We start from the raw sequence: 23,584 nt of genomic DNA, 5'->3' as shown, positions 1-23,584 counted from the left end.
GTGCGCACCGGACCGGGTGCGGGGCCCCGCGGTCTCGTGCGTGCCGCGGGCAGGGGGCGGTTCTCTAGGATGAAGCAGAACCGACTTCCCGACCTGAGGAGCTCCCATGGCCGTCACCGCGTCCACCACCGTCCCCGCCCCCGTCGAACGTGTCGTGGAGACCTTCGCCGATGAGGCGTTCGTCCGCCACGTCGCCGAGAAGGCCGGGGCCACTCTGGAGTCCTTCCAGCGTTCGGGCGAGACCACCGCGGCGTTCACCGTGACCACGGTGCGCGCCATGCCCGCGGACCGGCTGCCGGACGTCGCCAAGCGGTTCGTCGGGCCCTCCGTGCACCTCACCCAGACGGACACCTACGAGGCCCCGGCCGCGGACGGGTCCCGCGTGGTGCACAGCGACATCAAGGTCGGGTCCCTGCCGGTCTCGGGCAGCGCCGAGCAGACCCTGCGCCCGCAGGGCGAGCAGACCGAGGTGCACGTGGACTGCGCCGTGGAGGCGAACATCCCGTTCGTCGGCAAGCAGGTCGCGGCCGCCGCGGAGCCCTACGTCAGCAAGGCCCTCTCGTTGCAGTCCCGGGAGGCCGAGGCCTGGCTCGCGAGCCGCTGAGCAACGGCGTGTCACGGAGCCGCTGAGCGGGACGGGCGGACGGAGGGCTGCGAGCGCGGTCATAGACTGACCCCTGATTTTCCGACGACGACGACGAACAGGAGTCCGCTGTGACCGCAGTTGAGACGGACCAGCACGGGCCGGGGCTGGGCAACTTCCTCCGCAGGGACCTGGTGGGCGGTGTCCTGCTGCTGATCGCGATGCTCTCGGCACTCGTGATCGCCAACTCCCCGCTGGCGGACGGCTACTTCGCGCTGCGGGACACCCACATCGGCATCGACTTCCCCGGCCTGGACCACACCGTGGGCGAGTGGGCCTCGGAGGGCCTGCTGGCGATCTTCTTCTTCCTGGTCGGCCTGGAGCTGAAGACCGAGTTCGTGGACGGCGAGCTGCGCAACATCCGCAAGGCCATGCTCCCCATCGTGGCGGCCTTCGGCGGCGTGATCGTCCCGGCGCTGATCTACGTGGCCGTCAACACCCTCAACAACGAGGACCCGAGCACCATCGACGGCTGGGCGATCCCCACGGCCACCGACATCGCGTTCGCGGTCTCCGTGCTCGCCGTGGTGGGTTCGTCCCTGCCCGTGGCCATGCGCACCTTCCTGCTGACCCTGGCGGTGGTGGACGACCTCATCGCGATCGTCATCATCGCGTTCGTCTACACCGACGACCTCAGCACCCTCTACCTGCTGCTCGCGCTCATCCCCCTGGGCCTGTACACCTTCCTGGCCCAGAAGTTCCCCGACTTCTTCATGCAGCACCACTGGGCCGCCTGGGTCATCCTGCTGCCCATCGGCGTGGTCACCTGGCTGTTCGTGCTCGAGGCCGGCATCCACGCCACCATCGCCGGTGTGCTGCTGGGCTTCGCCGTGCCGGTCAAGAAGGTGACCCCGCGGGTGATCCGCCAGGAGGAGCCAGAGCTCGGCCTGGCCCCGGCCCTGGAGCACCGGTTCCGCCCGCTCTCCAACGGCCTGGCCATCCCGGTGTTCGCGTTCTTCGCCGCCGGCGTGGCCGTGGGCGGTCTCGACGGCGTGGTGACCTCGCTGTCCGATCCCGTGGCGATCGGCATCATCCTGGGCCTCGTCCTCGGCAAGCTGATCGGCATCTTCGGCGCGGCGTGGCTGATGGACCGCTTCACCCCCGCCAGCAAGGACGACGACTACACCTGGCTGGACCTCGGCGGCCTGGCCATGGTCGCGGGCATCGGCTTCACCGTCTCCCTGCTCGTGGCAGAGCTGAGCTTCGGCCTCGGCAGTCCGCACGACGAGCACGCCAAGGTCGGCATCCTCACCGGCTCGGCGATCGCGGCGGTGTTCGGCGGCTCCCTGCTGGCCGTGCGCAACGCCCACTACAGGAAGCTGCGGGCCCAGGGCGTGGAGGTCGACAAGCTGGACGCCGAGTGACCGCCCTCGCACACCCGCGCCCCGGACCACCGCGACCCGTGCCGGCCCCCGGTTCCACCCGGGGGCCGGCCCGCGCCGTGCAGGCCGCAGCCTGTCCCCACATCGGCGCCCGGCTGTCCCCAGAAGAAGGTGCAGGCCCGGCACCGCCACGCATCCCCTCTCTCGGTACGCTTCGAATGCAAACACATTCGCTTGCATCTGCGAAGTACCGGAGGGTGCTTCGCTGGCACAGGAGCGGGCCGGGGGGCCGCGACCGGGCCGGGGACTGAGCTCCGGCCGCGCACAGCGCCCCCGCGGACCGCAGGGGGAGAACACCGTCATGGAACCGATCGACTACCTCGTCGCCGTGTGGCGCCATCGTTTCGTCATCATCGTGCTGACCGTCCTCGGCCTGGGCGCGGGGCTGCTCGTGGCCAACAACACCACGGCCACCTACCAGGCCGGGAGCTCGGTCCTGCTGACGCCGAGCCCGGGCGTGGCCAACAACGAGCTGGGCGAGGTCGGCAACTACATGAACTACCAGATCCACTCCTACGCGGAGCTCGCCAGCAGCCGCGTGGTCCTGGACCCGGCCGTCAGGGATGCCGACCTCCCGTACGGCGCGGACGTGCTCGCCGAGCAGATCAGCGCCCAGGTGCCGGTCAACACCTCGGTGATCAACATCAGCGTCACCGACACCGATCCGGCCCGCGCCGCACGGGTGGCCAACGCCGTGGCCGAGAACCTCGTGACCGCGGTGGAGGACGCCGCTCCCGAGCCCAGCGAGGGCGCGCCCTCGCTCGAGCTGCGGACCGTGGCCGAGGCGTCCACTCCGCAGGTCCCGGTCTCGCCCCGGGTGCCCCTGTACCTGGCGGGCGGCGCCGCCCTCGGCTTCTTCCTCGGGGCCCTCTTCGGCCTGGCCCGTTTCGCGCTGCTGCGCTCGCGGCGGCTCGCCGAGGCGTCCACGAGCACGTCCGGCTCCCCCCGGAGGGCCGTCCCGGCGGCGGACGCCCCCCGCGGCGCGGACCGGGAGATGGAAGCGGACCGGGAGATGGAAGCGGTCCACTCGTGATCGCCGTCCTGTCCTCGTTCCCGGAGCCGAGGCCCACCACCAACCCGTACATCGTCCAGCTCGCCCGGGCCCTGCGGGACGCGGACGGCCTCGACTTCGCCACGTTCTCCTGGCGCACCGCCCTGCTCGGCCGGGTGGACGTCTTCCACGCGCACTGGCCCGAGATCCTGGTCGGGGGCCGCCCGGGACCGAAGAAGGCCGTACGCCAGGTGCTGTTCGGTCTCATGGTCCTGCGCTTCCGCCTGCAGGGCACCGTGATCGTGCGGACCGTGCACAACCTGCACCTGCCGCAGGGCATCTCGCCGGTCGAACGGTTCCTGCTCACCTGGTTCGACCGGTGGACCGCCCACCGCGTGGTGCTCAACGAGAGCACCCGGCTGCCGGCGGACCAGCCGTGCAGCACGGTGCTGCACGGGCACTACCGGGACTGGTTCGCCGGACTGCCCCGGCGGGAGGCCGTTGCCGGGCGCCTGGCCTTCGTGGGCATGGTCCGCCGGTACAAGGGCACCGAGACCCTGGTCGAGGCGTTCCGGGCGCTGGCCGATCCCGAGCTGTCCCTGCGGATCTCCGGATCTCCGTCCACCGACGAGCTCGCGGCCGAGCTGCGGGCGCTGGCCGGGGACGACCCCCGGATCGGCTTCCGCTTCGCCTACGTCGACGACGCCGAGCTGGTCGCGGCCGTGACCGAGGCCGAGCTCGTGGTGCTCCCCTACCGGCACATGCACAACTCGGGCGGCGTGCTGACCGCGCTGTCCCTCGACCGTCCCGTGCTCGTGCCGGACAACGAGGTCAACCGCAGGCTCTCCGAGGAGGTCGGCCCCGGCTGGGTGCACCTGTTCCAGGACGAGCTGGAGGCCGAGGACCTGCTCCGCGCCCTGGACGCCGTGCGGAGCGCCCGGTCCGCACGCCCCCGGCCCCGGCTGGACCGGCGGGAGTGGTGGGCGGCCGGTCCGGAGCACGCGGCGGCGTACCGGCGGGCCCTCGACACCGGACGACGGCGGCCGCCGCAACCGGCTGCGCGTCCGCGGGACTCGGCCCGGAGCCTGCGATGAGCGCGGCCGGCACCGTGGTCCTGGAGGCCCAGTCCGCCTCCGCGCCGGGCGCTGTCCGCGCGGCGGGCCGCACCGCGGCCCGCGCGTCCCGGCGCCGCCGCCCGCGGCTCACTGCACCGCGACGCCGGGAGTACTGGAACCTGGTGCTGCTGTGGCTGGTGTTCGCCGTGGCCGCGGTGACGGTGGTCAACACGGGGATGCGGATCGAGGTGGGGGCAGGGGTCACCACCGGCTGCGTCCTGGCCCTGGCCCTGCTGCCGCTGTGGCTCTCGACCGCCCTGCGCTACCGGCACTATCCCGCCCTGCTGGGGCTCACGGCGGTGTCGGTCGCCTCCGGGCTCTGGCTGACCGCGGCCAGTGCCGCGGCCTACGAGGTGTCCTGGTCGCTCGCGATCCAGAACTCGGCCCTGCTCGCGGGCACGGTGCTGACCGCCGGCGTCGTCCTATGGGTGCGGCCCGTGCTGAGCGAGTGGCAGATCGGCCTGCTGTTCGGCGCCGGCCTGCTGCTGGAGGCCACGACCATCCCCGGGCTGGACAATCCGTGGAAGTACCAGTGGGGCATGCCGCTCGCCGTGCTGGCCCTGGCCGGCGCGCAGGCGATGCGCAGCCGGCTGCTCGGGATCCTGGTGCTGCTGGGGTTCGTGGCGGCCTCGGCGTTCCTGGACTCCCGGTCCCTGACCGGGATGTTCCTGGTGGCCGCCATGATCCTGGTGCTTCAGGCTCTGCCGCTGCCCCGCCGTCTGCGCCACCTCGGCGCGGGGCGGGTGATCCTGCTGATGCTCGCCCTCGGCGCCTCGGCGTACGTCCTGTTCACGCGGCTGGCGCTGAGCGGCGCTCTCGGGCTCTCCACCCAGATGCGGACCCAGGAGCAGGAGCTGCGCGCCGGGTCCGTCCTGCTCGGCGGGCGTCCCGAGATGGGTGCCACGGCCGGGCTGTTCCTGCACCGGCCCGAGGGCTTCGGTGCGGGGACCATCCTCAACCCCGAGGGGATCGCCGCGGCCCAGCAGGCGATGAGCCGGCTGAACTACGACCCCGACAACGGCTACGTGTACAACTACATGTTCGGCCGCAGCCTGGAGGTGCACTCCGGTGTGGGCGACCTCTGGGCCCTGTTCGGTCCGCCCGGGCTGCTCCTGGCCTGGTGCTGATCTGGGCCCTGATCGACTCGCTGGCCCGCCGGTTCTCCACGAGCTCCCTGACGCCGGTGCAGGCCGCCACCCTGCTCTTCACGCTGTGGACCATGTTCTTCGGGCCGCTGTACACGGTGGCGCCGATCCTCGCGCTGTGCCTGGGGCTCATGCTCGTGCCCCGCGGCGACCCGAGATTCCTGGGTCTGCGCCGGAGCGGGCTGCCCACGCCGGCGGCACCCGAGGACTCCCGGACATGAGCGTCATCGCCACCACGAAGCGGCAGCAGTACCGTGCGGTGGGCTCCACCGCCATGGCCAAGGTGCTCCTCATGGGCGTCTCGGGGATCGTCGGCATCTTCACCACGCGCCTGATCATCAGCAGCTTCGGCACGGACGCCTACGCGCAGTACGGCCTGCTGACCTCCCTCCGGGACCTGCTGCCCTTCGCCGACCTCGGGGTGGCCGCTGCCGCCATCTCGGTGATCGCGGCCTCCCGGAACCCGTCCGAGGACGATGTCGTCCGGCGCACCCTGCTGTCCGCGTTCCGCATCATCTTCATCTCCACCGCGACGATCTGTGCCGTCGCCGTGGCGCTGACCGTGTTCGGGCTGTGGCGGCCGCTGCTGGGCCACGCGATGAGCGAGGAGGCGGAGCTCCCGGCCATGGTCGCCATGGTCGTCTTCGCCGTGGGCCTGCCTCTTGCCGTGGGCACCCGGGTGCTGGTGGGGCTGGGGCGCACGACGCGGCAGATCGCCAACCAGTTCGTGGTGGCGCCCACCATGTTCCTGCTCGTGAGCCTGGCGGTGGCGCTGTCCGCGCCGGCCGGCAGCTGGCTCGCGGTCTTCTCCTACGGCGCCAACGCCTTGGCCGGTGCGCTGGGCCTGTGGCAAGCCGCACGGCTGCTCCGCCCGCAGCTGGGCCGCGTGGCGCGGCAGCTGCTGCAGCCCCGGCGGTTCCCCGGGCTGAAGATCATGGACGTGGCCGGGCCGATGCTCGTGCAGATGATCATGCTGCCGATCGCGCTGGCCACGGACCGGATCATGCTGTCCCACCTGGCCCCGGGCACGGAGCTGGTGCAGTACAGCCTGGGGTACCAGCTGTTCGGCATCATCCTGCAGACCGTGGCCGCCGCGGGGGTCGCCCTGTGGCCGGTGTTCGCGCGGAACCGCGCCACGGCGACCGTCCAGGCCCCGTGGTCGATGTCGGTCGCCTTCGTCGCCGGAGGTCTCCTCCTGGCCCTGGGGCTGTGCCTCGTCTCACCCTGGGTGGTGGGCTTCGTCTCGGACGGGAAGGTCGAGCTGCCGCTGTCCCTGCTCGTGGCCTTCAGCGCCTACGTGGCGGTCGAGGCCGCCAAGTTCCCGCTGGGGATGTACATGACGGACGTGCGGGGCCTGCGCTTCCAGATCGCCCCGATCGTGGTCATGGTCCCCCTGAAGATCGGCCTGGCCCTCCTGCTCATCCCCGTGCTGGGCGCCGCAGGGACCGTGTGGAGCACCGTGGTGGCCATGGGGCTGTGCCAGGTGCTCGTCAACGCCTGGTGGATCCGCCGGGACGTGGAACACCGCCGCCGGCAGGCCCGGACCGGGAGCTGACGCCGCCGGGGCCGGCGTCCCGGTTCAACCGGTCGGCCCGTCCACAGGATCGGGTTCGGCCGACTCCTCGGCCAGGTAGGCGGTGTAGACCAGCAGCACGGTCATGGTGAGCAGCTTGGTGGTGATGCGCACGAGCGCCAGCGTGGCCCCCAGGACGCCGTCGAGCAGGTCGGGGCGCAGCACGCTGAGGCAGACGTAGCCGGCCGCCACGAGCCCCAGGGGCACCAGCACGGCCAGCAGCGTCCAGGACACGGACCGGGCGGCGCGGAGGCTGCGCCGGTGGGACAGGACCAGGCCCAGGCCGAGCAGGGACCCGAACAGCCCCCAGAACAGCAGCCCGCCGAGCTCCTGCGCGCCCATGGCGGTCAGACCGGGCAGCACCCGGTCGAGACCGAGCGACCGGCCCACGCGCTCGTGCAGCTCCAGGAAGTCGTCGGCCACCATGGCGAGGAAGGCGACGCCCCAGGCCGCCAGGACCCGGTGTCCGTGCGACCGGGCGGCCAGGACGAGCAGCAGGACCGCGGCCAGGCCGAGCTGGAGGTGGCCGAAGAGCTCCCCGAGGGAACCCTCCTGCCCCGCGCTCCACAGCGACCCCGCACGGAACCAGGGCATCCACTGCGCCTCGGGGTCCAGGGCCTCCCCGAGGTGGTGCAGGGCGTGGGCGACGAGCAGGAATCCGTCCAGGGCCAGCACGAGCACGCCGAGGACTGCCCACCACCCGGTGGTCGTCCCGGCGGTGCGGGTTCTCGGTGCGTACATGCGTCGGTCGTCCTGCCTGCCGGTCCGTGCGGCGGCGGTCGACGGACCGCGCCTGACGCTGGAGTGTAGAGCACCCGCCCGGGAGGCGGCCGGGCCGCCGCACGGTCCCGCGCTCGGCCCGCGGCCCGGGATCACCGCGCGTGGAACTTCTGCTGGGCCTCCAGGAGTCCCTTCTCGACGAGGTGCTCGACCGCGTCGGCGGCGTCGTCGAGCAGGAAGGGCAGCTCCTTGGCCTCGGTGGAGGAGAAGGGCTTGAGCACGAAGGAGGCGGCGTCCATCCGCCCGGGCGGGCGGCCCACGCCCACGCGCACCCGGTGGTAGTCCTTGGTGGACAGGGCCTTGGACATGTCCCGCAGGCCGTTGTGCCCGCCCTCTCCCCCGCCGATCTTCAGCTTGAGCGCGGCGAAGGGGATGTCGATCTCGTCGTGCACGGCGATCACCCGCTCGGGGGCGATGTCGTAGAACTTCGCGAGCCCGGCCACGGGCCCGCCGGAGGTGTTCATGTAGGTCATCGGCTTGGCCAGCACCACCCGCGGCCCGCCTGGGCGCAGCCGCGACTCGAGGACCTGGGCGCGGGCCTTGTGCACCTTGAAGGACCCGCCGAGCCGGGAGGCCAGCTCGTCCAGGACCATCTGCCCCACGTTGTGCCGGGTGCGGGCGTACTCGGGGCCGGGATTGCCCAGGCCCACCACCAGCCATGCGTCGGACATCGATGCCTCCAGAAGGTTCGGGTCGGGAAGTGCGGGTCAGGCCGCCGGAACTGGCGGCGTCGGTGCGGTCACGCGAAGTGCCGTCATGCGAAGTGCGGGGCGGCCCGCGGGCCGCCCCGCACTCACGGGATCACGAGGACCGGTCGAGCGGTGGCGCTCAGGCCTCGTTCTCGGGGACGACGTCGCCCTCGGGGGCCTCGGCGGCCTCGTCGGCGGCCTCGGCGCCCTCGGCCGGGGACTCACCGAGGTCGGCGGCCTGCGGGGCGGCGACGTTGATGACCAGCAGCTCGGGGTCGGAGACCATGCTCACGCCCTCGGGCAGGCGGACGTCGGCGGCGTAGACGTGGTCGCCCACGCCGTGGCCGTCGAGGTTGATGGTCACGTACTCGGGCATCTGCAGGGCCTCGGCCTCGACCGTGAGGGTGTTCTCCTCCACGTTGTGCACGGCGTCGGCCTCGACCTCGCCGATCACGTGCACGGGGATCTCGGCCTCGACCTTCTCGCCGCGGCGCACGGCCAGCAGGTCCACGTGCAGGATCTCCGGGCGGGTGGCGTGACGCTGGACGTCCTTGACCATGACCAGCTCGGTGCCGCCGTCGAGCTGCAGCTCCAGCACGGCGTTGCGGTTGCGCACGGCCAGCATGGTGATGTGGCCGGGGATGACCACGTGCTTCGGCTCGGCACCGTGGCCGTAGACGACCGCGGGGATCTGGTCGTTGGCGCGGATCCGGCGGGCGTAGCCCTTGCCGAAGTCGCTGCGGGTCTCGGCGGGGATGCGGATGGTGTCAACCATGGGAACTCCTCGGAATCGGGTCTGTCGTCTCAATGGCCAGGCGATACCGGCCGCAGACCCTCCCCGGCGTCTCGGACGCCGCACGGCACGTCCGTCAGGACGTCACCGCACAAGTGGGGACGGGAACGTTCAACCAGCCGTCGTCGATCACGGGACCTCGAAGGATCCCCTCGCCTTGGCAACCGCACAAGGGTAGCACGGTGGCCGCAGGAGCCCTGTCCGTCGCGGATTCTGCCTGGCAGAACGGGAAAAGGACGTTATCGGCGCGACGACGCCGCCGCCCACCCCGGCCGTCAGACCTGCTGTGCGGGCGGCCTGATCCTGTCCCCCAGCCGGCGGGCACCGAGCCGCGGACACTCCCCCGGCGACCCGTCACCGCCCGGACACCCTGTGTTCTCATCGATGTGCACTTGTAAACTCATCGACAGGGGGCCGGAACCACGCCGGGGGGCGTAGGGGAGCGTTCCGGCCCCACACACTCGGGGGGAGTGAGTTGCATGCTCAAGAGGAACATGTCCGTACGACCCGCCGCCTGGCGGGACACCCACATCAGGAGCCTGCGTCACGTGGACGCGGCCGCCCTGGCCACCACGCTCGTCCTGACGCAGCTCGCGCGCTTCGGCTTCGAGCACGCGGACCTTCCGGTCGCCGGGCTCACCGTGCCGTACTGGCTGGTCGGCGCCGCGCTCGGGGTCACGTGGTGGGCCTGGCTCGGGCTGCGCGGCGCCCGCGACGTCCGGCTGATCGGCTACTCGGTCGACGAGAACCGGCAGGTCGTCACCGCCACCCTGGTGCTCTTCGGCGCCATGGCGATCCTCTCCTACGTGTTCAACGTGCCGATGGCCCGCAGCTACGTGGTCCTCGCCCTGCCGCTGGGCATCCTGCTGCTGCTGGCCGGACGCGGCCTGGTGCGGCACGGGCTGACCCGCCGGCGGCTGATCGGACAGGCCATGGCCCGCACCCTCGTGGTGGGGCGCGTACCCGGGGTCGTGGAGATGCTCAAGACGCTGCAGGAGCACCCGGCCGCGGGCCTGGACCCGGTGGCGGTCTACGCCCCGTCGTCGGGCACGGCCCTCCCCCGGCACCTGGCCCGGGTGCGGATGCCGCAGAACATGCTGCCCGCCGGCGAGCGCCCCTCCGTGGAGGGGATCGTGGCCGCGTGCCGGGAGCACCGGATCGAGACCCTGGTGATGGCCGCGTCCGCGCCGCTGAGCTCGGAGGAGGTGCGGCACCTGTCCTGGCACCTGGCCGACGCGCACATCCGCCTGGTCCTGGACACCGGGCTCACGGACGTCGCCGGGCCGCGGATCCACACCCAGCAGCTGGCGGGGCTGCCGCTGATCCACGTCTCCACCCCGCGGCTGAGCCGGTCCCGGCGGATGCTCAAGCGCCTGGTGGACGTGGTGGGGGCGGCCGCCGCGCTGGTGCTGCTCTCCCCCGTGCTGCTCGTGCTGGCGCTGATCGTCAAGGCGCACGACGGCGGGCCCGTGCTCTTCGCCCAGGAGCGCACCGGCCGGGACGGCACCACGTTCAGGATGCTGAAGTTCCGCTCCATGTACCCGGACGCCGAGGAGCGCAAGGCCGAGCTGATGGCCGCCAACGACGCCAAGGGCGGGGTGCTGTTCTTCATGGAGAACGACCCCCGCGTGACCGGACCGGGGCGGTGGATGCGCCAGTACAGCCTGGACGAGCTGCCCCAGTTCCTCAACGTGCTGCGCGGGGAGATGTCCCTGGTGGGACCGCGCCCGCCGCTGCCGAGCGAGGTCGCCCAGTACGAGGACTACGTGCACCGCCGGCTGCGGGTCAAGCCCGGGATCACCGGACTCTGGCAGGTCTCCGGGCGCGACGACCTGGAGTGGGAGCAGGCCGTGCGCCTGGACCTCTACTACGTGGAGAACTGGTCCCCGGTCCAGGACTTCGTGATCCTGCTGCGCACGGTCAAGACCGTGGTCGCCAAGGAGGGGGCGCACTGACGGAACGGCTCAAGGCCGGGGCCGTGCCCGTTGTCAGGCTCTGGACACCACGCCGGGGTCGGTGCTGCGATCGGCGCCGGGTCGGGCGGGGCCGACGTCCGAGGACACAGCAGGCGCAGGCGTTAGCGGCAGGGTCAGGGTGAAGATGGTGCCCTCCCCCAGGGAGCTGTGGCAGGTCAGGGTCCCGCCGTGCTGCTCCACGATGGCCTTGCACAGGGCCAGCCCCACGCCCAGCCCCGGGGTGGTGCTCATCCGGGCGGTGCGGCTGCGGTAGAACTTCTCGAACACCTTCCCCACGTCCTCGGGGGACATCCCGTGACCGTGGTCGATCACCTGCACCTGGGCCCTGTCGGCCGTGTGGGTGCCGACCACGAACACGGCGCTGTCCGGCGGAGAGTACTTCACCGCGTTGGAGACCAGGTTGTCCAGCACCTGGCCGATGCGCACCGGGTCGCAGTCCAGCATCAGGGACTCCGGAGCCCAGCTCTTCACGCTGACCCCGGTGCGGGCGGCGTGCGGCTGGGCCGCGGCGACGGACTGCTCGAGCAGCCCCACCAGGTCCACCGGGACCCGGTGCAGGTCGGCGGCGTCCCGGTGCGCGCTGAGCAGGTCCTCCACCAGGCTCAGCAGCTGGTCGGCGTTGCGCTCGATCACCTCCAGCCCGCTGTGCGCGGAGCTCGGCAGCCGCTCGTCCATGGCCAGCAGCTCGGTGTAGCCGCGGATGGAGGTCAGCGGGGTGCGCAGCTCGTGGGAGATCCCGGCCACGAAGTCGTCCTTGGCCTGCAGGGCGTCCACGAGCTCGGTGACGTCGCTGAAGGACAGCACCGATCCTTCGGCCCGCCCGTGCTCGTCCCGCATGACCCGGGCCGTCACGGACAGCACCTGCTGGCCCGGGGGCTTCCCGACGCGGACCAGGGTCGCGGAGAAGGACTCCCCGGCCACCGCCCGGGCGATCGGGGTGGCCGCGGGCGGCAGCGGGGCGCCGGCCCCGTCGTACAGGTCCAGGCGGGCGGTGGTCGCCGTGGGCGCCAGCCGCTGCTGGGCGTGGTCGTGGAGGCGCCTGTTGTTGGTGAGCAGGGGCCGCCCGGTCTCGTCCAGGGCGAGCACTCCGACCTCCACGGAGTCCAGCACGGTGCTCAGCAGCCGTTCCCGGCGGTCGCCGGCGGCCAGCAGCCGGCGCAGCTGCGCGTCCTTGGCCTCGGCGCTGTTGACCAGCACCTGCGCCATGGTGCCGATGGCCAGAATCATCAGCGGGATCAGCAGCGGAGCGGTCAGGGTCGAGAGGACCACCGGCCCGGGGCGCAGCAGCTCCGGCGTCCACAGCATGGCCGTGGTCAGCAGCGCCCCGAGCGCGGCGGCGGACCGGGGCAGCTGCGCGGAGGCGACCAGCCACAGCACCGGGATCGCGGCGAGGAACGGCACCCCGAGCACGTTGGGGAACAGGCCCTCGAACAGGAGCCCGATCGGCACGAAGTCCAGCACCGGGATGGCCAGGTAGGACCGTTCGGGCAGCCGGTCCCACGGCACCAGGGCGCATGCCAGGGTCAGCACGGCGGTGAGAGCTCCGCCCCAGAGCACCAGCGGGTCCGCCAGCCAGGGTGCCCGGACGACGGCCAGGACCAGCAGGAGCAGGGCCGTGGTGACAGCCTGCGGCATTTGGCTGACCACCACCCGGCCGCGCAGCGACAGCTCGTGGAACTGTTTGGGGACCAGGGAACGAGGAGCGAGGAGGGCGTCCACGGCAGGGCTCTTCCGACGACGGGGCGCCACCCGGGGGGCTGAGTGGCACCTGCAAACACTAGCGCGTCGGGCCGGCGGCCGACCGCTCAGGCGGCCGGGGACAGGGGCGCGCCGGGCTCCTCGGGCTCGCGCAGCTCGGCCCGGGCCACGGCGTACTCGGCCACCACGGGCAGCAGGTCCACGCCGTGGAAGCCCGTGATCCGCCCGTGGCGCAGCTCCGCCTCGTGCTCGGTGTCCAGCAGGCAGGACGGGACCAGCTCCACCGGGACCCGGTAGTCCGTCCACCGGTAGGTATGCCCAGGTTGGCGCCGGCCCGCGGTCAGGGACTCCAGCACCACCGGCAGGCCGGGGTCGTGGCCGGCCGGCAGCTGGTAGGAGAACAGCCGGGCCCACTCCACCGCCCCGGCGGGAGTCTCGGCAGTGAGGATGCTGAGGGTCACGGTCATCGTGAGGAGTCCTTCCGGGAGGCAGCGTGGACCGGCGGAACAGCCGCCCACCCCCAGCCTCCGTGAGCCGCGTAACAGGGGCGTGTCCCCCCACCTGCCAGCTTCCCGTGCCTTCCGCAGTCCACCGCCCCTGACTACGGTGAGGCAGAAGCACCACGGGAAAGGACCGGGAAAGGACCCTTCATGGCCGACCATCCGCACCTGCAGACCACCGTCCTGGACGCCACGGACGTCCGGGGCCTGGCCGAGTTCTACCGGCAGCTGCTGGGCCTGCGCTACCGGCCCGGGGACGAGCCGCCGGCGGACGGCGCCGCCGACGAGCTCGAGTGGCTGGTGCTCACCGACGCGCACGGAGGGCGGAAGCTGGCCTTCCAGGCGGTCCCGGCGCTGCCGCGGGTGACGTGGCCCGATGCCTCCGGCGTCGCCCAACAGCTGCACCTGGACCTGACCGTCCCGGACAGGGAGTCGCTGGAAGTCCAGCGGGAGCGCGCGCTGGAGCTGGGCGCCGAGCAACTGCTCGACCGCGCGGACGACCCCGACGAACCGCTCTACGTGTTCGCCGATCCGGCCGGGCACCCGTTCTGCCTCTTCGTGGCCTAGGAGTCCGCCGCACCCCGGCCCGCCGACGGCCGTGCCCGGACCGCCTGACCGGCGAGCACGAACAGCGCCAGGAGCAGGACCATCCCGGCGTAGCCGACCGCGGTGGGCACCAGGCCGATCCGCCCGGCCAGCGCACCGGCGGCGACCGCGGGAATGCTGTTGGCCAGGTAGCTCACCACGTAGATCGCCGAGAGCAGGCCCGCCCGCTGGTGCGGGGCGGCCTGGGGCAGCAGCGTGCGCAGCACGCCGAGGAAGCCGGCGCCGAAGCCCACCCCGGCCACCACGGTCGCGGCGAAGTACAGTCCCACGGACCCGGTGAGCAGGCCGGCCACGGTGGCGGCCATGCCGACCACCAGGGTGCTCATGCCGAACACCAGGACGCGGCCGGCCCGCACCGGCCCGAGCAGCAGCGTGGTCAGCCCGCCGGTGCCGGTCAGCGCCGCGACGAGCAGGCCGGTGAGGACCACGGAGTCCTCCCCGGTCATCGAACGGACCACGCTGGGCCCCAGGGACAGAACCAGTCCGCCCAGGGACCAGGTGGCCGCCGCGGCCGGCAGCACCCACAGGGCCGAGCGCCGCACCGCCGGCGGGAACTGGACCCGCGGCCGCAGCGAGGCCAGGACCCCGGGCGTCCGCTCGACGGTCTCGGGGCCCAGCGCCGTGGCCACCACCTGCAGCACGAGCACCGCCAGCAGCACCACGTAGATCGAGTGCACCGCGCCGGGCGCCGCGGCGACGATCAGGCTGGAGGCCACCGCCCCGGCGGCCAGGCCGAGCGTTGGCCCCGCCCCGTTGAGCACCGTGCCCAGCCCCGGACGGGCGGGCGGCTCCAGCTCGATGAGATAGGTGCCCAGCGCCCCCATCGCGGCGCCCGTGGCCACGCCCTGCACCAGGCGCGCCGCCACGAGCGCGGTCTCGCTGCCGGCCAGGGCGAACACCAGCATGGAGACGATCTCCAGCCCCAGGCAGGCGAGCACCACCGGACGGCGGCCCAGGTGGTCGGACAGCGAGCCCACCGTGAGCAGGGCGGTGAGCAGGGCGAGGACGTAGGCGGCGAAGACCACCGTGATCACCACCGGCGGGAAGCCCCACAGTTCCTGGTACAGCGGGTACAGCGGACTCGGCGCGCTGGAGGCGGCCATCAGCACCACCAGCACCGACGCCTGCACCCAGAAGGCAAGAGAGGCGGGCAGACGTCGACGACGACGCGACGGGGCAGCGGACACGGACGGCATGCAGGCCTTTCACGGCAGAGGAGTGGCGCGGGACGCGCGAGCGCGCCAAGAGATTGCGAGGAGGTCAGGATAGTCCCACTGGGCACAGACCCCCGCGGGCCGTGGTCCCGACCAACCCTGACGGGCCGGTCCTGGACGAACGTCTATGCCGGATCACTTCCCGCATAGGGACCAGACCCTGACAATAGACTTTTGTCCGATCCCGAGGCGACCATGTGGGGACAGAAACCACCTCCCACATGCATAGTCATCCGGATACGCTCGTACACACCCACCCGCTCCGTATCCCCCTCGACGGACAAGCGAGAATCCGATGACCCTCACCCCCCTGTTCACCGACGCCCAGCGTTACCTGCGCTCCGGCTCCCCCGCCGGCCTCACCGTCACCCGGTTCGAGATCGTCGACGACGTCGCCGAGCTCACCGTCGCCTTCACCCCGGAGGCCTTGGAGCGCGTGCTGCGCTCGCAGCTCGAGGCCGTAGAACCCCCGCCGACTGGGACTGCCCCCAGGCCTGCACCGAGGCCGGCTCCCCCACCTGGGCCTACGCCCTGGAGTTGTCCCGGGTGTTCAACGAGCACTACTTCAGCCACGTGCTGCTGGAGCGCCACGAATCCGGCTTCGAGGCCCTCCTCGCCACCCACGGGCACGAGGGCACCCCCGTGGTCGCCAAGCCGGACTACACCCCCGCATCTCTGCTGCCGGTGCTGCGCCGCCTGAAGGCCGAGCACCTGAGCCGCTCAGCGGACCGCTGGTCGGCCCGCGCCGCCTGAGCTGAAAACACATGACGTCCCCCCGTTGGGGGACGATGAACGGCCCCCGCCCTGTCGGGGGCCGTCCCCCTGCCCGACGACGTGACCCCCGTCACGACAAGGGACGACGTCGTTCCGCGAGTTCCCGTCAGGGGTCGATGCAAAAGCACACACGGTTCGTCATAGAGGCCTATTCATCCATTTGCGCCCCTAAACTGGGGGACAAGTGCAATGCAGCGCGCGGTCCACCGTCGCTCCCCGGGCCGGGAGTCGACTTCCCCAGGTGGTCGCGCGCTTTTTCGGGGAGGGAGCATCACCATGCTCAAGGTCAACCAGATCAACCAGGCGGACGTCAGCCAGCGCCCGCAGCTGGAGACAGCCCGTCGGACCCCATCGGGCCGTGACTGGCGCCGCCACTACGTCCTGCGCATGCGGTGGTCGGACGCCCTGGCGCTGCTCGTGGCCATGGTCGGCACCCAGCTGGTCCGCTTCCAGCTGGAGAACGCCGGCCTCCACCTCGGCGGTGACTTCTCCGTTCCTTACTGGACCGTGGGCATCGCGCTCGCCATCACGTGGTGGATCCACCTCGAACTGCGGGGGGCCCGTGATGTCCGGCTCATCGGCCACGGGCTCGAGGAGACTCGCCAGGTGGTCAACTCCACGCTCGTGCTCTTCAGCGCGGTGGCCATCGTCTCCTTCGCCTTCGACATCCCCACCGCCCGCAGCTACGTCCTGATCGCCCTTCCCGCCGGTGTGGGCCTGCTCGTCCTCGGACGCTTCATCGTGCGGGACCGGCTGATCAAGGAACGCCACCGCGGGGAATCCGCCTCCCGCACCCTCGTGGTCGGCCGCATCGCCAGCGTGACGGAGCTGGTCCAGTCCCTGCGGAAGTCCCCGGCCAGCGGCTTCGACACCACCGCCGTGTACACGCCGTCTACCCTCAAGCCCCTGCCGCCCGAGCTGCAGCGGGTCAAGCTGCCCCCAAACGCGCTCGCCCGGGGTGAGCGCCCCACGGTGGAGGGCATCATCGACGCCTGCCACCAGCACGGCATCCAGACCGTGGTGCTGTCCTCCAACGTGCCGCTCAGCACGCGGGAGATCCGCGAGCTCAGCTGGCTGCTCACGGACGAGCGCATCCGCTTGGTCATGGACACCGGCCTCACGGACATCGCCGGCCCCCGCATCCACATGCAGCAGGTGGCCGGCCTTCCTTTGATCCACGTGGCCACCCCGCGGATGAGCCGAGGCGCCGCCCTGGTGAAGCGCACCATGGATGTCCTCGGCTCCGCCGCCGCCCTCACGCTGCTCTCCCCCGTGCTGGCCGTGCTCGCCCTCATCATCAAGAAGCACGACGGCGGACCGGTCTTCTACGCCCACGAACGCATCGGCGTGGACGGCAAGCGCTTCAAGGTGCTGAAGTTCCGCACCATGCGCACCGACGCCGCCGAGATGCTGCCAAAGCTCCTCGAGGAGGCCGGCGGCAAGGCCTTGCTCTTCAAGGTGAAGAACGACCCCCGAATCACCAAGCCCGGGCACTGGCTTCGCCGTTTCAGCCTCGATGAGCTCCCCCAGTTCATCAACGTCCTCAAGGGCGACATGTCCATGGTGGGCCCCCGCCCCCAGATCCAGGCCGAGGTCGATGAGTACGACAAGTACATGCACCGCCGCCTGCGCGTAAAGCCCGGCATCACCGGCCTGTGGCAGGTCTCCGGTCGGAACGACCTGGACGTGGAACAGTCGGTCCGCCTGGACCTGTACTACGTGGAGAACTGGTCGCCACTGCTGGACGCACTCATCCTGGCGCGCACTTTCAAAGCCGTCCTCGCGAAAGACGGCGCCTATTAGGGTCACTGCCCCGAGAACATCAGCACCATCCAACGCACTAATCGCCGGGTCCACGATTATCGCCGGCACTGGGGTACAAGAAGGGACACCGCCCGACAGTTCCCCCTCACACGCCGACGCAGTCATCCACAATCTCCGCACCCAGGTCCGGGACCTATACTTCAAGTGAATCGTTCTTCTAATGCGACCAGAACGGTGCTGGACCACGACCTCCCCCACCGAAAGAGCACCGAACTCTCATGTCGACAATTGGCATTTATTCACCTAATGCACAAGGTCATAGATTCAAATACGTCCAGTATCTTATCTCTCACATTCCCGCCGAAGGCAATGAGGTCATTTTGCTGACGACTTCAAAGGCGCTTCAAAGCCCGAACTACACAGTGCATTTGACACCCTTGGCACACCGTTTCCGAGAGTATATCCTTGACCCCTCGGCCGCAGAGGACCTCGCCCATCATGCCCGTGCGCTTGAAACAGATTTGATGGTGGACCCCGACGGGGACGCCTCAGTCTGGAATCAGCTATGGCGCCGTGGATGGAGCGGCCCAGGCGCACTCTCTGTGCTCGTTATGCGACCCACTGGACAAAGTAGAAGACCTGCCTTCCGCTTTCTCGGCACGCTGATCAAGCGAGCGCTCATAATTATCGCAAACGCCCGCCACAACGTGAACGTCTTTGAGCTCAAGAGCTCTCTCTGGGATTCGAGCGCCGACTACGGGGGCGTACCTGACCCAATCTCTTTCGCCCCGGATCAGCCCTCCCTGCGTTCCATCCTTCCCTTAGAAGTGGACTCCTCACCCATACGATGGGTCGGCGTGGTTGGGTCGCTCACGCCTCGAAAAAATATCGAATTGGTTCTGGAGTCAGCCGGGCGCATACAGAATCCCCGACTAGGCATCATTTTGGCGGGCAAGGTGGATTCTTCGATCAAGGCGGCAGTCGACGCAAAGGTCGTTCAACTACGCCAAAAGGGCACCCCTGTCTTAGTACTGGACAGGTTGCTCACCGATGGCCAGCTCGACGCCGTGCTTGATTTACTTCACTGCGTGGTTCTCGCCCACTCCAACGAGGGTCCGAGCGGCATCCTGGGAAAAGCGGTGGAAGCTGGCACATATGTGGTCGCAGCGGGAGCCCACTCTCTCCGCTTGGACTGCCAAAAACTGGAAGCCGCCCGCTGGTCCCCCCTCGAAGCAGAGGCGCTAACTCGGTCCATCGAAGCTGGACTGGACGCAGAAGTTGTCCGGCCGCGTAAATTGCGCACTGAATCTGTGTTCGCCAATCGACTCTTACTGGGGGTATCGCAAAGGCCTCACGCTTGCTGAAAAAATCTCTACTCATCGCCGGATGCACGGCCCTGGCACAGGTAACAGTTGCAGTCCTGTACATCGTGGTAGCACGAATGTCTGGCCCCGCGCTCTTGGGTAATGTTGTCGCAGCCGTCGCGGCGGGAACATTCATTGCCGGGTTTATCGACTTCGGCACTAATAATCTGTGGATACGCGAAGTGGCCAGCGGGCGTGCGCCACTTAAGGAACTTTATACAAAAATTGCCTCGAAGATCTTTATTGCGTTAGTGCTTAGTCTAGTTATCGTCGTGGTGGCTCTATGGTTGGCCCCAGACACCTCCTTTTATGCCACTGGCATACTGGCCTTCACTACAGTCGCATTTCAAGCTTCACTCGGACCTCTTAAACTTTCCGCTTCTGGGACACGTCTATCAATCACGATGGCCATGGAAAGGATTTTTGCCGCAGTAATTTTCCTCGCCCTTCTACTTTTCAACGTTCCGGCACACGTAAATCTCGTCGTATCATTGGCTACGGGATCGCTCACAGCGGGTCTTTTGGCATATGGATTGGCGCCATCCCCTGGAGCGATTTTTAAGCACATTAGGAAACCTGTGTGGCCATGGCGGAACGCTGCCTCACACGGTGCTGGTGGGGCCGTCCTTGCTGCACAAACCTTAGATGCCACGATCTTGCATGCGGTAGCAGGGCCCGCGGCCACCGGTATTTATGGCGCCGTCAATCGCTGGACGCAACCCATGGGGGTCTTCGCCACGGCGTTCGCCACAACAGGACTACCTGTAGTAGCACGCACTTCCTCACTAAGGAGGGCCTACAGCCAATTGCGGCACTCATGGTGGATGCTCGGCCTAGGAGGCGTTATATGCCTTCTTGTGGCCCTCGGCTCGCCTGTGCTCGTCTCGCTACTTCTTGGCCCTGAATACCAAGACTCCGTGGCCATACTCGCCATACTCGCCATAGCCACCATCCCCGCACTGATCAATCAGCCACTCTATGTTTTTTGCCAGGCCATGCACTTACAAAAACAGGTTGCCTTTATTGTTACTGGGTCTGTCACCTTGCAACTATTATTATGCGCAATCTTGGGATATATTTACGCCGAGACAGGCGCCGCAGTTTCCTTAGCTATATCCCAGTTTTTGATGCTCACATGCCTGATCATACTTATAGTCCGTCACGAAACCAGATAACTACGTTGGCACGAGCCATGAGGTGAAGACTTGCGAATTCTACATATGCTACTAAGCCCTCAGATAGGCGGCGCTGAGACACTTGCCTCTTCATTGGTCGAAAAATGGCGCAACGAGGGCATTGAGTCACAAATTGCATACCTTGACCCTAAGGGTTTAAACACGCATTCCCGACTACAGCGCATACTGACTACACGGCGCGCCTACCGGGACTTCCTGCCGGACGTAGTCTTGTCTCACTCAGCACTTCCAAACGCATACTGCCGACTAGCGCTCCCTCGCAATGCGGTCATCGTACCAGTGCTGCATAGCTCAGCGGACGATTACAGCGCCAAGCCCCTCCGTTATCTAGAGGTCGCTTTCCGTGCGTTACGAAATGATTCCATTGTGGCAGTAAGTGAAACGGCCAAGGATCGATACGCAAGTAGGTTTCCAAAGCATCCCCCTATTACTGTCATCGAAAACGGGGTTTCGGACCCGGGGTTCAACTTTCGAGCAAACCTGTCCACGCCCCGTATAGTTACGATGGCGCGAGTGACCTCCGTCAAGAATCCATGGCTTTGGACGCGCGTCGTTAGCCATTTTGAATCCACCGAGAATGGTGTGCATTTTTACTGGATGGGGCCGACTGACAGCCGACACGACATTACGTCACTTGTTGAGAACCACAACTCAACAAGTTCGCTCGGACGTTTTTATTGGGGCCAAGGAGGGTTCGGCACAGTATCTAGCTAATTATGACATATATTTTCATCCGTCAGACAGGGAGGCGTTTAGTATGTCCATACTGGAAGCCGTCATGGCGGGCCTACCAGTGGTGGCCAGTCAATCTGTGGCGGATGCAATGGGCTCGGACTTAGTGGCTGAAACTTTCGTCGCGGGCGAGGCCGACTCGGCGGTTGAAGCCCTTGAACGGGTGTTAGCAGGTTTCACATCACATGTTGCCGACGGGGTAAGACGTAGACAGCTGGTCGCAGACAACTACGGCATCGAGAACACTGCCAGTAGTTACATAAGTTTTTTTCAGACTATAACTTCATGCGGACGCGTGAATGAGAATTAGTGCGCGTGAAGTGCGTGGCGGAGCCAACGGCAGGGGCTGATCGGCATCCCCGTGGAAGTTGCGCACCGGTCTGCCGTGGGGTGGATTCTGCCTAGGGCACGTCTGACAATTGACGGATCCACGCAATGACCGCGTGAAGGAACACGGCGGCGCGGTAGATGAGCGCGTGTTTGTCGTAACGCGTGGCGTGGCCTCGCCACTGCTTGAGGTGGCAGTAGCGGCGTTCGACGAGATTGCGATTCTGGTAGTCAGCGGTGTCGAGCCTGACGGGTCTGCCCCCGCGTGAGCCGCGACGTTTGCGGTGGCCCTTCTGATCGTCGGGCTCTTCGGATTACGGCCTTGATGCCGCGAGAGCGCAAGTGGTTGTGGATCGCGCGGGAGGAGTACGCCTTGTCGCCGCCGACTGCCTCGGGGCGGGTGCGCGGGCGCCCGCCCTCACGATCGACCCGCAGCTGCCCTATCAGTGTTAGAAACATGGGGGAGTCCCCGGCCTGGCCGGCGGTGACCAGGGTGACCCGCGGCAGCCCGTTGCCGTCGACGACCTGGTGGATCTTCGTCGACAGCCCATCCCAGGAGCGGCCGGTGGCGTGGTCAGGCGGCTCGAGCCGAAGATTCGTGTAGTTCAATCCAGCCCCCTGTGGGCCGGTAAGTGTTCGTCGCGTGCTGATGGGCCCAGGCGATCGTGGAGTCCACTGACAGCGACCAGTCGATCCGCCCGGCCGCCTCAGCTGCGCCCGTAAGCGTGACCAGCACCTGGTCCCACGTTTCCTCAGCGGCCATGCGGTGGGGCCAAGTCCACGTGGTCTGCCACGGGCCGAACACCTCGGGCAGATCACGCCAGGCGATCCCGCACCGATACCGGTAGATGATTCCCTCTTCCATCGTCCTGGCGTCTGAGAACGGCCTGCCCTTCCGTCCGATCGGGGCCAGCAGCCTTCCCTCGATCAACGACCACTGAGCACCCGAGATCAACTGAAACTCCGACATGCCCTCATGCTTCCAGCACGCCACCAACTCATTTGTGAGACATGCCTTAGGTCGCCTTCATCATCGACGCCTATGCCCAGCGGAGCGTGTCCTGAAACGCGGCCGCCACGCGCACCCCGGATCTAGCGCTCACCTACCTGCGCCTGGTTCGGTCGGACCGTACCAGTCAGAGGTTGCTTTGGTTGGAAGGGCTGATCGATCAGCACGACGCCGGGTCGCAGTACACCTCGCTACGCTTTACGGAGTACCTGGCGCATGAGGGCAAGGCGCCCTCGGTCGGTACTGTCGGGGACGCCTACGACAACTGCTTGATGGAGTCGATCATCGGCTTGTACAAGACCGAGTGCATCCGCCCAGGCCGGTTCGTGAAGGGAGTGCTGAAGACCATGAGCGACGTCGAGTACACGGCCATGGCGTGGGTGGACTGGTACAACTGTGAGACTGCTGGTACGCCCGTTGGTGGACCTGACTCATGGTTACAACCGACCTGGTCTGACCGGTGTCCTCCGCGTGGATTTGTCGCTCCACCAATCGGCGCTGTCAGTGACCGGGACTGCCGCACGAATAGGTGACACCCGATCTGGCTTGCCCGCAGGGCGGCCTGGAAGGATGTTGCTGTGCCCGCTCCCTACCCTCAAGAGTTCCGTGACGACGTCGTCCGCGTGGCCCGCAGCCGCGAAGACGGCGTGACCCTGGCCCAGATCGCCAAGGACTTCGGCATCCACGAGATGACCTTGTCGAAGTGGGTGCGCCAGGCCGACGTCGAGGACGGTGAGAAGCCCGGCGTGACGAGAGCCGACTCCGCGGAGAACCGTGAGCTGAAGAAACGGATCCGCCTGCTCGAGCAGGAGAACGAGGTCCTGCGTCGAGCGGCGGCCTACCTCTCGCAGGCGAACCTGCCGGGAAAAGGCACAACCGGCTCGTGAATGAGCTTGCCGCCGACGGGATCGCCGTCGCGGTGGCGTGCCGGGTGCTCAAGCTCTCCCACCAGCCCTACTGCCGGTGGCTGGCGGACCCGGCCACCGCTGCCGAGCTGGCCGAGGCGTACCGAGCGAACGCCCTGTTCGACGCCCATCGGGATGACCCGGAGTTCGGCTACCGCTTTCTGGTCGACGAGGCCGAGGGGGCCGGCGAGGCGATGTATGAGCGCAGCGCATGACAGATCTGCCGGGACAACGGCTGGTGGTCCGCCTTCGGGAAGAAGCGCGGCAAGAACGTCCAAGTTGCCCGGGCCACCCGTGCACGACGACCTGGTGGAGCGCGATTTCACCGCAGGTGTCGATGCCGTCTGAATACTGACCCTCGGGCGCCGAGCGAAAATTGACCCCCTCGGCGGTGATGCTGAGGGAGTG

25 protein-coding genes and 2 pseudogenes are annotated in these 23,584 nt (G+C 68.5%); 17 read left to right on the top strand and 10 right to left on the bottom strand.

Annotation, left to right across the window (positions count from 1 at the left end; genetic code table 11):
- The first annotated feature begins 106 nt into the window (after positions 1-106).
- The 7 genes from BJF77_RS12325 to BJF77_RS12295 all read left to right on the top strand — a co-directional run bounded on the left by BJF77_RS12325 (position 107) and on the right by BJF77_RS12295 (position 6,831).
- Complete coding sequence (locus BJF77_RS12325) at positions 107-604, top strand: DUF2505 domain-containing protein (RefSeq protein WP_075872347.1); 498 nt, start codon at positions 107-109, stop codon at positions 602-604.
- Positions 605-714: 110 nt separating this feature from the next.
- The gene (gene nhaA / locus BJF77_RS12320; protein ID WP_075872346.1) at positions 715-2,007 is read left to right on the top strand and encodes a Na+/H+ antiporter NhaA; all 1,293 of its coding nucleotides are present in this window, start codon (positions 715-717) and stop codon (positions 2,005-2,007) included.
- A gap of 319 nt (positions 2,008-2,326) precedes the next feature.
- Positions 2,327-3,058 carry a YveK family protein gene (locus tag BJF77_RS12315; RefSeq protein ID WP_075872345.1) on the top strand — a complete coding sequence of 244 codons (732 nt, stop codon included), beginning with the start codon at positions 2,327-2,329 and terminating at the stop codon, positions 3,056-3,058.
- Positions 3,055-4,110, top strand: coding sequence for a glycosyltransferase (locus tag BJF77_RS12310; protein ID WP_075872344.1), 1,056 nt, complete (start codon positions 3,055-3,057; stop codon positions 4,108-4,110). Before BJF77_RS12315 ends, BJF77_RS12310 begins: the two co-directional genes overlap by 4 nt.
- The gene (locus tag BJF77_RS12305; RefSeq protein ID WP_075872343.1) at positions 4,107-5,258 is read left to right on the top strand and encodes a hypothetical protein; all 1,152 of its coding nucleotides are present in this window, start codon (positions 4,107-4,109) and stop codon (positions 5,256-5,258) included. The genes BJF77_RS12310 and BJF77_RS12305 overlap by 4 nt, the downstream gene beginning before the upstream one ends.
- The gene (locus tag BJF77_RS12300; protein WP_075872342.1) at positions 5,252-5,497 is read left to right on the top strand and encodes a hypothetical protein; all 246 of its coding nucleotides are present in this window, start codon (positions 5,252-5,254) and stop codon (positions 5,495-5,497) included. Before BJF77_RS12305 ends, BJF77_RS12300 begins: the two co-directional genes overlap by 7 nt.
- Positions 5,494-6,831 (top strand): lipopolysaccharide biosynthesis protein, encoded by a 1,338-nt coding sequence (locus tag BJF77_RS12295; protein ID WP_075872341.1) that lies wholly within the window; start codon positions 5,494-5,496, stop codon positions 6,829-6,831. The genes BJF77_RS12300 and BJF77_RS12295 overlap by 4 nt, the downstream gene beginning before the upstream one ends.
- A gap of 24 nt (positions 6,832-6,855) precedes the next feature.
- Here the strand turns inward: BJF77_RS12295 and BJF77_RS22380 are convergent, their stop codons facing one another.
- The 3 genes from BJF77_RS22380 to BJF77_RS12280 form a co-directional block, all read right to left on the bottom strand.
- Positions 6,856-7,590 carry a hypothetical protein gene (locus BJF77_RS22380; RefSeq protein WP_075872340.1) on the bottom strand — a complete coding sequence of 245 codons (735 nt, stop codon included), beginning with the start codon at positions 7,588-7,590 and terminating at the stop codon, positions 6,856-6,858.
- Between the two features lie 131 nt (positions 7,591-7,721).
- On the bottom strand, positions 7,722-8,300 hold the full coding sequence (gene pth, locus BJF77_RS12285; RefSeq protein WP_075872339.1) for an aminoacyl-tRNA hydrolase: 579 nt from the start codon (positions 8,298-8,300) through the stop codon (positions 7,722-7,724).
- Between the two features lie 157 nt (positions 8,301-8,457).
- Complete coding sequence (locus tag BJF77_RS12280) at positions 8,458-9,093, bottom strand: 50S ribosomal protein L25/general stress protein Ctc (protein ID WP_075872338.1); 636 nt, start codon at positions 9,091-9,093, stop codon at positions 8,458-8,460.
- Positions 9,094-9,590: 497 nt separating this feature from the next.
- Here BJF77_RS12280 and BJF77_RS12275 point away from each other — a divergent pair, with 497 nt between their 5' ends.
- On the top strand, positions 9,591-11,066 hold the full coding sequence (locus BJF77_RS12275; protein ID WP_075872337.1) for a sugar transferase: 1,476 nt from the start codon (positions 9,591-9,593) through the stop codon (positions 11,064-11,066).
- Between the two features lie 33 nt (positions 11,067-11,099).
- On the opposite strand, the gene BJF77_RS12270 is transcribed toward BJF77_RS12275, so the two are convergent.
- A complete protein-coding gene (locus BJF77_RS12270) occupies positions 11,100-12,806 on the bottom strand; it encodes a cell wall metabolism sensor histidine kinase WalK (protein ID WP_075872336.1) in 1,707 nt (568 codons plus the stop codon).
- Between the two features lie 86 nt (positions 12,807-12,892).
- The gene (locus BJF77_RS12265; RefSeq protein WP_047804339.1) at positions 12,893-13,252 is read right to left on the bottom strand and encodes a hypothetical protein; all 360 of its coding nucleotides are present in this window, start codon (positions 13,250-13,252) and stop codon (positions 12,893-12,895) included.
- Positions 13,253-13,435: 183 nt separating this feature from the next.
- Between BJF77_RS12265 and BJF77_RS12260 the strand changes: the two genes are divergently transcribed.
- Positions 13,436-13,852 (top strand): VOC family protein, encoded by a 417-nt coding sequence (locus tag BJF77_RS12260; RefSeq protein WP_075872335.1) that lies wholly within the window; start codon positions 13,436-13,438, stop codon positions 13,850-13,852.
- Here BJF77_RS12260 and BJF77_RS12255 read toward each other — a convergent pair.
- Positions 13,849-15,078 (bottom strand): MFS transporter, encoded by a 1,230-nt coding sequence (locus BJF77_RS12255; RefSeq protein WP_158041259.1) that lies wholly within the window; start codon positions 15,076-15,078, stop codon positions 13,849-13,851. The two genes, BJF77_RS12260 and BJF77_RS12255, sit on opposite strands and share 4 nt — an antisense overlap.
- Before the next feature lie 573 nt (positions 15,079-15,651).
- Here BJF77_RS12255 and BJF77_RS21875 point away from each other — a divergent pair.
- The 6 genes and pseudogenes from BJF77_RS21875 to BJF77_RS22750 all read left to right on the top strand — a co-directional run bounded on the left by BJF77_RS21875 (position 15,652) and on the right by BJF77_RS22750 (position 21,245).
- Positions 15,652-15,858 carry a hypothetical protein gene (locus tag BJF77_RS21875; protein ID WP_139318560.1) on the top strand — a complete coding sequence of 69 codons (207 nt, stop codon included), beginning with the start codon at positions 15,652-15,654 and terminating at the stop codon, positions 15,856-15,858.
- A 297-nt stretch (positions 15,859-16,155) separates the two neighbouring features.
- Positions 16,156-17,682 (top strand): sugar transferase, encoded by a 1,527-nt coding sequence (locus BJF77_RS12245; RefSeq protein ID WP_255396251.1) that lies wholly within the window; start codon positions 16,156-16,158, stop codon positions 17,680-17,682.
- 239 nt (positions 17,683-17,921) lie between these two features.
- Positions 17,922-19,007 carry a glycosyltransferase family 4 protein gene (locus BJF77_RS20120; RefSeq protein ID WP_139318559.1) on the top strand — a complete coding sequence of 362 codons (1,086 nt, stop codon included), beginning with the start codon at positions 17,922-17,924 and terminating at the stop codon, positions 19,005-19,007.
- On the top strand, positions 19,001-20,182 hold the full coding sequence (locus BJF77_RS12240) for an oligosaccharide flippase family protein (protein WP_075872333.1): 1,182 nt from the start codon (positions 19,001-19,003) through the stop codon (positions 20,180-20,182). The genes BJF77_RS20120 and BJF77_RS12240 overlap by 7 nt, the downstream gene beginning before the upstream one ends.
- Positions 20,183-20,227: 45 nt before the next feature.
- A pseudogene (locus BJF77_RS22755) lies at positions 20,228-20,641 on the top strand (glycosyltransferase); the annotation flags it as partial.
- A gap of 139 nt (positions 20,642-20,780) precedes the next feature.
- Positions 20,781-21,245 (top strand): glycosyltransferase, encoded by a 465-nt coding sequence (locus tag BJF77_RS22750; RefSeq protein WP_075872332.1) that lies wholly within the window; start codon positions 20,781-20,783, stop codon positions 21,243-21,245.
- A 91-nt stretch (positions 21,246-21,336) separates the two neighbouring features.
- Here BJF77_RS22750 and BJF77_RS22745 read toward each other — a convergent pair.
- The 4 genes and pseudogenes from BJF77_RS22745 to BJF77_RS22730 form a co-directional block, all read right to left on the bottom strand.
- A pseudogene (locus tag BJF77_RS22745) lies at positions 21,337-21,483 on the bottom strand (IS5/IS1182 family transposase); the annotation flags it as partial.
- 10 nt (positions 21,484-21,493) lie between these two features.
- Positions 21,494-21,871 (bottom strand): transposase, encoded by a 378-nt coding sequence (locus BJF77_RS22740; RefSeq protein WP_369821407.1) that lies wholly within the window; start codon positions 21,869-21,871, stop codon positions 21,494-21,496.
- On the bottom strand, positions 21,837-22,232 hold the full coding sequence (locus tag BJF77_RS22735) for an IS5/IS1182 family transposase (protein ID WP_075872351.1): 396 nt from the start codon (positions 22,230-22,232) through the stop codon (positions 21,837-21,839). The genes BJF77_RS22740 and BJF77_RS22735 overlap by 35 nt, the downstream gene beginning before the upstream one ends.
- Positions 22,233-22,527: 295 nt before the next feature.
- Complete coding sequence (locus BJF77_RS22730; RefSeq protein ID WP_369821406.1) at positions 22,528-22,665, bottom strand: hypothetical protein; 138 nt, start codon at positions 22,663-22,665, stop codon at positions 22,528-22,530.
- 184 nt (positions 22,666-22,849) lie between these two features.
- Between BJF77_RS22730 and BJF77_RS21065 the strand changes: the two genes are divergently transcribed.
- Positions 22,850-23,158, top strand: a complete 309-nt coding sequence (locus BJF77_RS21065) for a transposase (protein ID WP_075872330.1) — start codon at positions 22,850-22,852, stop codon at positions 23,156-23,158.
- Positions 23,155-23,391, top strand: a complete 237-nt coding sequence (locus BJF77_RS19555; protein ID WP_083665129.1) for a transposase — start codon at positions 23,155-23,157, stop codon at positions 23,389-23,391. Before BJF77_RS21065 ends, BJF77_RS19555 begins: the two co-directional genes overlap by 4 nt.
- The last annotated feature ends 193 nt before the right edge of the window (positions 23,392-23,584 follow it).

Source organism: Kocuria sp. CNJ-770 (assembly GCF_001942375.1).
GTDB classification, from domain to species: Bacteria; Actinomycetota; Actinomycetes; order Actinomycetales; family Micrococcaceae; genus Kocuria; species Kocuria oceani.
Note: the sequence above shows the minus strand (reverse complement) of the source record. Positions and strands in the feature narration are given on the sequence as shown.